Source organism: Thalassolituus sp. UBA3500 (assembly GCF_002377545.1).
Taxonomy (GTDB): domain Bacteria; phylum Pseudomonadota; class Gammaproteobacteria; order Pseudomonadales; family Oceanobacteraceae; genus Thalassolituus.
The window spans coordinates 1-10,783 of the sequence record NZ_DFQB01000057.1 but is presented as its reverse complement, the minus strand read 5'-3'; the positions used below and the strand labels follow the sequence as shown (position 1 = coordinate 10,783).

Sequence of the window (10,783 nt, the reverse complement as noted above, 5' to 3'; positions counted from 1 at the left end):
TCGCACTTCAAACTTGATACTAAGATTTATTCCAAGTGCAGATAGTGCCTAAAATTGGCCCTGAAACTCTATAAGTTTTCATTTCATTTGAAAGTTCACATGTGAGATCCAGTGAAATTCCATCCAGTTCGGAGTTTTCTTCTGTGCTCATTTTTGTGGTTACCCATATTTCATAGCTATTTCCTTGATAGTCAATAGTTACTACTTGGCTAACCGCAAATTGTATCGGAAGTACTTTTTGACCGATTGATCTTTCATACAGAGCTGGAAATTCAAAATATCCGTTTTGGTCTGTTACTGTTGTGTCTTCCAGTGGCTTTTTCCAGTCAGTCAGTCGTGTAACTTTAGCGCCAATAGCAGGCTGACCATTTAAAGTGACCTTGGCTTTGATCGAAGAAAATGTACAAACTCTACCAATATCTGAAATCGACATGGAATGTCCCTTGTTAATTATTAATAACGTTAGTAATAAAAAAGAAAATATTTTTGATATCACTTTTAATATTCTTCTTATATGTTCGTCAATGTTCATGTCGACAGAATATTATAGCCGTTGCGCTAAACCGCAGTTTTTCTGCTCCGTTAGCTAACATAGAACTTTTTCGGAATGATATTTCCACTATTATCCACCCACCAATACGGTCGGACACCCCAAAACAATCTTGCCGCCGTGAGCTGTTGAGTCCCCCATCCGTGCTGCAGGTTTATTGCTCATCAGGACGGTTGTACTGCCCATAACAATAGAATCGGGAGGCCCAACGCAGACACACATGCTGCCCAGAGTCGCGGCTGGCATGTTACCGATGAGCACCGTCGGCGCGCCGGGAGAGACAATAGGGCCACCAACGTGCGGTACCGGGCCAGATGACATCGGGCAGACGTGCATATCAGTGATGCGTGAGGCTGGTTTTGCCATGATCAGGCTCCTTCAATCATGCCGTTTCCGCCGCGAGCCAGGTCGATCCCTTGGGCGAGGAACAGCTTGTAGTTGTCTTCTATTTTTTCTGGGTCAATCGTGGCTGAGGCGAGTGTGATACTACCCGCCACGGCATGGGCGTATAGGTAGGCTGGTGGTGGCACTTCGGGTTCGCCTGGTGGCGTCATGCTTCCGGTACACCAACTTGCTGCGGTGGCCGCCCAGCTGGCTGCAGTTTTGTACTGTGTTTTTTCACCGAGTTCTTTGCAGCGCTGGCGATGGTCCTCGGTGGGTTTGCGAGCCCAGGTTTCGGTCGCCAACAGGGCATTAATGTTGTGTTCGTCGGTATCTGGCTTTTGGGCTTTTCTCGCTGCCAGACAGGCCCACCAGACAGCTTCTCGCTTAGGCAGGCCGTGGGCCAGTAGCTTGATGGCATCCTGGTAGTAACCTGCTTCCATTAAACGCTCAATACTAATCTGCGGGGCTGTATCAGGAATTACGACATCAGCGGCCTCTGGCTCAGTTAATTCAAATTCTTTGAGCAGTTCGTCGGCGGTCAGCGCCTGTATTTTTATCAGCTGAGTCATGCTGTTACCACTTAGTTAATTTTGGTCAGGGCACCCTTCACCGTGAGTATGCCGCCAGCTGATACTTCGCCGATGGCGCTGGCCTTGGCCTTGAGCATGGTGCCTTTAATCTGAACGCCGGTCTGGTCGATTTTGATGCTGTTAGCGCCGACTTTCAGTTCGATTGAGGTCTTGGAGGTAATTTTAATCGCGCCCATGGCGTCGATAGTGGACGTTCCTTTGCTGACTTTCAGGCTGTGATTGCCTGAGTCTACTTTGGTTGTCTGATTACCTTTCGATACGGTCAGTGAATCGTTGCCTTTGCTGACGGTTGCTGTGCGATTCTGTTCGACGGTCAGTTTCTGGTCGTTCTTAACGGTAACAGTCTGGTCGTTTTCGACGGTGCCGGTCTGGTCATTATGAATGATCCAGTTGTGATCCTTGCCGGCTTCCATATAGATTTCTTCGCTGCCCTTTTTATCGTCAAAGCGTAGCTCGTTAAACTCGCTGTCTTTGATCATGGTCTTCCAGCCACTTTGGGTCGATGTGTAGTTCGGACCAGCGTTGGTTCCATTATATACGGCACCTGTGACCAGCGGACGATCAGGGTCACCATTGATGTAGCTGATCACCACTTCCTGGTCGATACGCGGGACAAAGTTAGCCCCCCAGCCTTTGCCAGCAAACTGTTGCACTACTCTGACCCAGCATGAGTTCTGCTCGCTGTTCCAGGGAAAGGTGACTTTGACCTGAGTAAAGGTATCTTTGGAACTGTCGCTGCCGGTCGCCTTTACCTCGGTTACGGTGGCAACCTGTGGCGCGTGAACCTGGCGTCGATAGGCATCGTGTCGTGGTCTGACCAGGGTGTCTGACGGTACACAGCTGAAGCGATTTGAATTCTGGGTTGATTCACCATTGCCGTCGCGAGCAATGATGCTTAGATGCGTAATCAGGTATTTACCGGTCTCGCTGGAAATAGGGTGATCAAGCTCGAAGCGCGCACCGGCATATAAGGCAATAATATTACTGGTGCCTTGAGCAACATCGAATCCGGCTTCTACGGCTTCCATGCTATTCTCAGCAAAGGACTTACTCTGAGCATCCACCAGTGTATGCTCGCTATCGCCTTCGGGCTGCAGATGGAAGGCGCCATAGCCCTGGGTTGTTAAACCAGCAATTTTGTTCAGATCTGACTTGGTTTTAACTGTTTGTTTGTGATCTTTACTCGTCGTGTTTTCAGAGTAATCACGAAATTCGAAAGCGTTCGTGTGGTAATTGAACGTACGCTGCCAGCTGTGCACTGAGGGAATATCCGGCTGGACTCCGCCACCGTCATATTCGGCCTTGGCCGCGCCTGAGTCGACGAAGTCTTGAGCATCGTCCACAAAAATCAGTTCGTGTTCGCCGTCTTTGTGCGTGAAGTAGTAGCTGATTCCCTCTTCTGCGAGTAGACGTGAAACGAAGGCAAAGTCCGTTTCTTCAAACTGAACACAGTATTCACGTTCGGCAAATTTACCTTTGGTGTTCAGCTTGAATGAGACAACCTTACTGTATTCTTTCAGGACTTCTTCAATAATCTTGTCGGCGGTTTTTTTCTGGAAAATCCGGTTTTTTGCACCGAGTGTGGTAAACCAAAGTCCCGGCACTACTTCTGCGCGGTAGCGACGTAAGCCTTCATCATTAACATCAAGCATGGCCAGGTGGTTGATGTAGCCGTGAATAAAGCGAGATTCCTTAGTCTTTTCTGATTGCAGGCTGATAGTGACGTCTTTACCCAGAAGATCTTTCTGAGCAATCTCGTGGTTGTCAGAGTATAAATCGAGATGAAAATGGAAAAGATCTGAAATGTATTCGTCGCCCGTCAGCTCCGACACAATCATTGCGTCTTTACCTAGCGGAGTCGTTATCTGAATAAGGCGGTTGTTCTGACTGAGTGCCGTCATGCTATATCACCACTGCGTTTGTGATGGGTAGCGTAATGAGGGGGCTACGCTTCCACTTGCGTTAGAATCCTTTAGAACAGAGCAGCCTGTTGCAGGCTGCTCTGAGGTGTAATGGGGTAGGATACCCTATTACAGTGGTTTTGCAGTAGTCAGGTCGTAACCAACCTTCATGTTCTTAGTATTCTTGTTGGTCTTGTCTGCGTGAGTCAGGTCAGCTTCGATTTTTGCGAAGCTCAGAGAGATAGACTCAGCTGGAGCACCGCCAGCTGCAGCGCTGATGCTGTAAGAAGAGATGATGACTTCATCCAGAGTGTAGACAGCGTACTTCTCTACTTTCTCTGCACCAGTCTGAACAACGTGGATTTCTACCTTAACACCAGCATCACCAGTAACAGATGACTTGAACAGACCACCTGAAGCAGCGTCCAGTGGCTTAGTTACAGTCACTTCGCTGATGCTTGGACGAGATGCTTCACGGTTAGACATTGCACCCGCTTGCATAGTGATTGAGCGGCCAACGCCGAAGCTCATGCTATCAACTTCAATCCAGTTTTCGTAACCAGCTGCGGTTACGTTACCTGATGGGTTGTTGCCGTTGAAATTCATGTAGATAGCCATTTAACAATTCCTCTGTATGTAGTTAAAGATTTCCTTCAAGCCTTGGCTGTGCGGGCTGATTTAAAGCGCTTAAACCACGGCCATATGGCAAGTGAGGCCAAGTTAAACAGATTAGATTCGAGACGAAAACCCCTGTTTTTCGATTATTTATTCGACTCTGGCACGAATTTAACAGGCGCACTTTCGGTGTAGGCAGGCCCGACAGACAGGGTCTTTAAGTAAATGGGGAAGGATAGGTGTCAGTGGGGACTTTGACTCTGACACGATTTATTAAAAGAAATTTTTTGCTGAAATCGAGAAAATCACGATGACTCGTAATATTGCGCCATTAGGTGCGTGCGCCGATTTAAACAGTGGTCGGTTTTGACTTTTTCTTTGGGCGGCCGCGCTTAAGTGGACGTACCCGGTGGTTGGCAATTTTTTCAATTTTCTCGGTGAATTGATCTCCGCCGAGTACCTGGCCAAGTTTGATGGTTTCAGCAATGTAGGTCAGTAGTCCGCGGTCGAATTCATAGCGGAATAGCTTGCTGTATTCATTCGCACGTTCTTCGTAGGAGTCGCCGAGCGCCAGATATAGACGGTGGTCTTGCAGGATCTTACTTTTTTTACGACCAGTGTGGTGATTGAAACTCGACCACTCATAAAGCTCAGGGCTCTCGACAATCCCTTCATGCATGGGCTTCAGTTCAACGTAGCGATAGCAGGTAAGCAGATAGGCCTCGGAATCAATGACGCTGGACTTATAGCGACCACCCCATAGAGTGCCTGAGCGCTGGTAGCGGTGATTGACGTACTGCACATAGCGACGACCAAGCGACTGCATCATGGATGAAATGCCGTTTGCAATGTTCGGCGTAGCAACCATCTGAATCGCATTGGGCATTAATACGTAGGCATGGAGGTCAACATCGTATTGCTCAGCCGCTTTTTGCAGGGACGCCAGATAGAACTCGTAATCTTCGTCGTCGAAGAAGCAGTTCAGGTTGTTGTGCCCGACCTGAATGATGTGCTGTGGAATGTTGGCGATGTTAATACGCGGCAGTCTTGCCATGTCGAGTATGTATCCCTGCTGACGGTGATTCCCTGAAGTTTCAGACGCTGCCACGCTGAAGTGAGGCCAATTATGCTGAACAGGTGTTGCAAAATCAACCAGAGACGATTCAGGAAAAAATCTGTCACCGCCCCGCTTTTTTTGTTTTAATCGCAGCAGTCCACACAGAGCCGCTGTATCCGCAGCCTGCCCGGAGGGCGAGTGCTCTGTTCACTTGAGATATGGAAAATGGAATGAGCAGAAGCGTCTCTCTTGCAGTAAATGGTCGCACGGATATCGGCCAGATCAGGGAGGAAAATGAGGATGCAATTACCTGGTTTGCTCATCCTGATCAGCCGTTCGCGTATGTCGTCGTTGCAGATGGCATGGGTGGTTATAGCGGTGGGGCGCTTGCCAGTCGGATTACTATCCAGACGCTCAGTCTCTGTTTCAGTCAGCTAATCACGCCCACATTTCTCGCCTGTACGCCCGAACAACAGAAACTGATGATTCAGTCCGCAGTTCGCAGTGGGATTCATAAAGCCAATCTCTCGATCATCGAAGCAAAAGCAGAAAATCCTGACTTCTCTCATATGGGGACGACGGTTGTTCTCGCCGTGGTCTGGCAAGACCAGCTTACGGTGGCTCATGTCGGTGATTCCCGTGCATACCACTGGAGTCTGAAGGGGCTGACGCAGTTGACCCGCGACCACAGTGTGGTTCAGGAAATGATTGATGCGGGTACGCTTACCGAGGAAGAGGCCAGGACGAGTGATGTGCGCAATCACATTACCCGTGCGCTCGGGGTTCATGACGACGTCGAACCTGAGCTTAAGACCTACCGTTTAACCGAGAGCGCATTGCTTATGCTCTGCTCTGATGGTCTGACCGAGTATTTTGACAATGCCGAATTGCAACATATTCTTGCCACGCACCGTCCGGCACTCGAGTGTTGCTACCGCTTAATTGACGATGCGAACCACAGTGGCGGTCGGGATAACATCAGTGTCGGCATGCTGGAAGTTACCGTCGGACCCCATCAATCTGCAGCGCCGGTTATCTCAGTACCGAGCGGGCAGGGTGAAGATACTACTGTTCGCAGGAATCAGCCGCGTCCAGGGGAGTAACCTTGTTGAGTGGTTTCTCAGTAATATAGATACCCATTTCAGCCCCGCCTGACTTTCTGTGCGGGGCGCCTCTTTGCCCTGTGGATTTCTTTGGGTAAACTCCCGTTCAGAAATAGGTTTACTCTTTTATGTGTTTTAACAGGCCGGTATTCAAGCACTGATCATGTTGCTATAATGCCGCCGATTTTTACTGGGTCTGGCGTCAAAATAGCGTTGATAAGGCCCGATTTATGCGGCTCTGCTCTGGGCAGGCGCTAAACGGATTGCAATTTCAGTAGGGCAAGGATGTCTCAGAATTTTCCTCATAGAGATCGTTACGTGGGCCGTTTCCCGGCTCTACTGCTTCTTGTTAAAACACAGATGCGTGCAGCCGTGCCTGCACGTTTAAGGAACAGGGATATGTTGATTCATTCCAGCCTGGGTGCGTCCGTGCGCCGGGGTGTTACGTTGTCGTTACTGTCACTTTTTGCCGCTGGCGTTGTTCAGGCAGCGGATCCTCAGGTCCCTGGTATTTCAGCCCAGCAGGCATCTTCTTTACGTGATGTATTTGGTATTAATGCGCCTGATGATCAGCCTGACGCAGATGAAGATTTTCGCCAGCGCGCTCGTCAGAAAGATCTGATGCCAAGCACGGATGGCGATATCCCAGATATTAATGATCGTGATGCTGGCCCTCGCATTCTCGTGAATAAATTCGCTTTCGAGCGCCTCGAAGAATTTCCTGAGTTCGGTATTACACGAGAAGGTGTGCTTGCCGAGGCTGAGCGTCTGCGTATTGTTTATATGAAAGAAGATCAGCGCGGTGATGCTGGTTACACGCCCGATGAGCTTCGCGAAATTACAGCCTATCTGCGTGATATTGGCAGCGATTCAGATGTTGATGATCTGACGCACGAAGACATGCAAGCGCTGATCGAACTGATTCGTGACCAGAAACGAAGCCGCGGCCTTAGCTTCGCCGACCTCGAAGAAATTGCGAACCTGCTGACGATTTATTACCGCAAGCGTGGGCTGTTTCTGGCGCGTGTGCTCTTGCCAGCACAGGAAGTTGAGAATGGTGTTGTTACCTTCACTGTCATGGAAGGGCGTTTAGGTCAGCTTGAAGCTCTTGGCAACGAGCGCTACAGCGAAGAGCTGCTCGAGTCGCCACTCGAGCACATCGTTGGCGGTATTGTCACGAGTCAGCAAGTTGAAGAAGCCCTGTACATTCTTAACGACCTGCCGGGTATGACATTAACGGGTGCGTTCAGCGCTGGTAATAACCCAGGTGAAACACGGCTTCGCTTGGTGGTTCGTGAGGAAGATGACTTCTCTTATCTCGTGCGCTTTGATAATCACGGTGCTCGGTTTACAGGTAAAGCGCGCGCATACGGCAACATGCAATGGCACAACCCGGCGGGCATTGGTGACAACCTGAGCATCGGCCTGCTACGTTCTGAAGATATCGGCCAGAATGATTCGGGTGACGGTCTTGCAGATGAAATTGGTACGCGGGAGGCGCACAGCAACCTCGGTCAGATCAGTTACTCGTTGCCTGTATTTAACCTGCGCAACCGGGTGACGATCAGTGCCGATCGCAACACCTTTGATCTTGTTGATGAAGACGGTGGCATTATTAATGCCCTGGAAATTAGCGGTGTAAATACTACCTACGCGCTTCGTTACGACTATCAGATTCGCCGTACCCGTGACTTTAATATGTCGACGGGGCTGGCAGTTACCGATAAAACATCAACGGTAGAGAGCTATATCGATTTTCTGTCGACGAAAGATCACGTAGTGGCGGGTGAGTGGAACTTCTACATCGATGGCCTGAGCCAATCGGGTATTCGTATGCTCAACACAGCGAATCTCCGCGTTCAGTACGGTAGCTTCCAGACCGACGTTGTTGAAGGTGCTGATGAAAATTATGTGCGCACGGCGATTGATACCAGCTCGCTATTCTTCATTCCTCTGCCATTTACCGAGAAATACAGCCGCTTACTGACCAGCGTTCGCCTTCAGCATACTGACCAGTCGCTCCCTTCGTTTGAGCAGTTCAGTATGGGGGGCTCAACGGGCGTTCGCGGTTTTCAGGTCGGCGACTTCTCTGCTGATAAATCCGCATTTATTAGTAACGAGTGGTACTTCGACCTCCCTGAGTGGAATCTATTCGGTAGAAATACCCTGAACGATGTATTCCAGGCCGGTATTTTATTTGATCTTGCATACGGCATTCAGAACGGCGGTTTCATAACGGATAGCGGTACATTGGCAGAAGACGAGTGGGCGCAGATGAGTGCTGCTGGTCTTGTATTTAAAGCAAGCTGGGGTTCGACCTTCAGCAGCAAAGTGTCTGTTGCTACCCCTGTATATGGTAAGTCGAGCCTCGACCCGCAGGAGGGTGACTCCAGTACCGAACCACTGAATAACAATCCTGATGCTATCGAAGTATTCGCTGACATCAACTTTTATTTCTGACGCACAAAAGCGCAGCGCCGGTGACCAGACAGCCGGTACACATGGATAAGCTACCGGAGGGTTAAGCCCTCCTTGCAATGAGAGCAGTGACAATGACCCACTACACGAAAAAACGCATTGAAACCGTATCAAACAGTTTCAGAAAAAATGCCCTGAGCGTTGCTATATCAGCCTTGAGTACGACCCTTGCCGGGGTACGTGATGGCCTGAAAGGTGGGGTGTATGTCACTTTAATTGCAGGGCAGGTGGTAGCGCCGGTTGCGTGGGCGGCGAATCTGCCTGAGCTGGCTGCTGGTCAGGAAAGTACTATCTCAAATACTGGTAGTACACTTGATGGAGTGACAAACCTTGATGGTGCAGCTGAGTATACAATTACAGGTTCTCCTAGTCGTGCTTTGGTAGAGTGGGATAGCTTTGATATCTCTCAAAATTACGGAGTAGAGTTTAAGCAGGGTGGGTCAAATAACATCTTGATCAATCAGATTAACTCTGGTGCGTTTAGTGAAATTAGTGGTCTTCTCAAAGCTGACGGAAATATCATTCTTGTAAACCCGAATGGCGTTACGCTTACTGGAACATCCGTGATTGATGTTAACAGTCTGGCTGTTGCTGGTTTTTCTGGTGGTGGCGATCTTACTGATTTTTTAGACGGCACAATAGATGATCTGGACCTGGGCTCGGGATCGGGCGTCATTACGATTCAAGATGGCGCAAATTTAAGCGGCATTGATCAGGGGGTTGTCCTGGTTGGTGGCTCAGTTCTGAACGGAGCGGATATTGCTGTTGCTAACTATATTGGTATGGGGGCGGGCACCGGAGGTGCGATCACTTTCGATGAAAACAATATTATTGGTTTCTCTGTCGACGGTGACGTGGCGACTGCTAATGCATTGAAAAGCCTCGGGGATCTTACCGCAACTGGTGGTACTATCTTCCTATCGGCCAGTGCCGCTGGTACAGCAATAAATAGTGCACTTAATATCGAGGGCACAGTCCAGGCTGCCTCCATTAACATTGATTCCAATAAAATTACCCTCGGTGAATTAGGGCAGACAGCCAGTCACGATGTTAATATCAGCGCTACCAATTCACTATCTCTTTCAAACTTAAGCAAAGTAACAATTGAATCTGGCGCAGACTACTCTATAACTGCGCCCTCAGTAAGCTTGTCTGCAGAATTTAACGATATTACTACCTCAGCAATCGATACAAATATACTCAGAGCGAATGGTGATATATCAAGAGTAAGCGAGACCTCTTCTGAGCCGGGATTGTTAATAAAATCAGTTTCATCTGCTCAACTAGAAAATGGAAATATCTCGACAGATACTAATGCAAACCTCATAGCTGATTTAGGATTAGGGTTAGATAACTCACTTCAAACGAACGGAATATCATTTTCAGGTGTTAGTTCGGCGGAGCTGAACAACAATGTTCTCTCAGGTTCTGTAGGCACGGACAGTTTCGAAGTCACAGGTACTGCTCTGACGGCTAACGCAATCTCTGTGACCAATGCAGCCACAGCCATTGATGCCGGTAACGGCGACGACACAGTCACTGTTAACGATGCCAGCTCAGCACTTACTGGCACTGACAACGCGCTGGACACAGCCATTTATCAGTTCACCTCTATTGATAGTGCTGACCTCACTGATAGCGCCCTGACAGGTACTTCTGGTGCCGATACCTTCGAGGTGACAGGGGCTAAGGCTCTGACTTCTGCTGATATCGATTTCAGTAATGTTGCCTCTGTCGATGCCGGTAACGGTGATGATCAGGTTAATACTAATGCCGCTGCGTTGGTCGCCAATACTAATGAAGCTTTGGTTACAAATAGCATTAGTTTTACGGATATTGAATCTGCGGATCTTAGCGATGGGACACTGACCGGTACTGCTAATGCTGATGCATTCGAAGTCACGGGTTCAAAAGCTCTGACGACAGCGGGTATGAGTTTCACTAATGTCGCTTCCGTGGATGCCGGCGACGGTAGTGATCAGGTCAACACTATTGGCGCGACTCTGGTCAGTGAGACCGATGCCACGGGAACTGTCGCTATTGATAACGCCCTGACGACCCAACAGATCGCATTTACCTCTGTAGAAAATCTCGATCTGGCGAGC

General features: G+C 49.1%; 9 protein-coding genes. 3 read left to right on the top strand and 6 right to left on the bottom strand.

What is annotated here, in order from left to right; translation table 11 throughout:
* Nucleotides 1-19 precede the first annotated feature (19 nt).
* From B2R29_RS13710 to B2R29_RS13685, 6 genes are all read right to left on the bottom strand, one after another.
* The gene (locus tag B2R29_RS13710; protein ID WP_301181584.1) at nt 20-433 is read right to left on the bottom strand and encodes a carboxypeptidase-like regulatory domain-containing protein; all 414 of its coding nucleotides are present in this window, start codon (nt 431-433) and stop codon (nt 20-22) included.
* A 189-nt stretch (nt 434-622) separates the two neighbouring features.
* Nucleotides 623-916, bottom strand: a complete 294-nt coding sequence (locus B2R29_RS13705; protein WP_301181583.1) for a PAAR domain-containing protein — start codon at nt 914-916, stop codon at nt 623-625.
* Nucleotides 917-918: 2 nt separating this feature from the next.
* On the bottom strand, nt 919-1,503 hold the full coding sequence (locus B2R29_RS13700; protein ID WP_068436241.1) for a DUF6931 family protein: 585 nt from the start codon (nt 1,501-1,503) through the stop codon (nt 919-921).
* A gap of 11 nt (nt 1,504-1,514) precedes the next feature.
* Complete coding sequence (locus B2R29_RS13695; protein WP_301181582.1) at nt 1,515-3,425, bottom strand: type VI secretion system Vgr family protein; 1,911 nt, start codon at nt 3,423-3,425, stop codon at nt 1,515-1,517.
* Nucleotides 3,426-3,554: 129 nt separating this feature from the next.
* Nucleotides 3,555-4,043 carry an Hcp family type VI secretion system effector gene (locus tag B2R29_RS13690; RefSeq protein ID WP_301181581.1) on the bottom strand — a complete coding sequence of 163 codons (489 nt, stop codon included), beginning with the start codon at nt 4,041-4,043 and terminating at the stop codon, nt 3,555-3,557.
* 346 nt (nt 4,044-4,389) lie between these two features.
* Nucleotides 4,390-5,094, bottom strand: coding sequence for a transposase (locus B2R29_RS13685; RefSeq protein WP_301181580.1), 705 nt, complete (start codon nt 5,092-5,094; stop codon nt 4,390-4,392).
* 233 nt (nt 5,095-5,327) lie between these two features.
* Here B2R29_RS13685 and B2R29_RS13680 point away from each other — a divergent pair, with 233 nt between their 5' ends.
* The 3 genes from B2R29_RS13680 to B2R29_RS13670 form a co-directional block, all read left to right on the top strand.
* A complete protein-coding gene (locus tag B2R29_RS13680; protein ID WP_301181579.1) occupies nt 5,328-6,200 on the top strand; it encodes a Stp1/IreP family PP2C-type Ser/Thr phosphatase in 873 nt (290 codons plus the stop codon).
* A 399-nt stretch (nt 6,201-6,599) separates the two neighbouring features.
* Nucleotides 6,600-8,660, top strand: a complete 2,061-nt coding sequence (locus B2R29_RS13675) for a ShlB/FhaC/HecB family hemolysin secretion/activation protein (protein WP_301181578.1) — start codon at nt 6,600-6,602, stop codon at nt 8,658-8,660.
* A gap of 92 nt (nt 8,661-8,752) precedes the next feature.
* A partial coding sequence (locus B2R29_RS13670) for a beta strand repeat-containing protein (RefSeq protein WP_301181577.1) occupies nt 8,753-10,783 on the top strand: 2,031 nt, incomplete at its 3' end.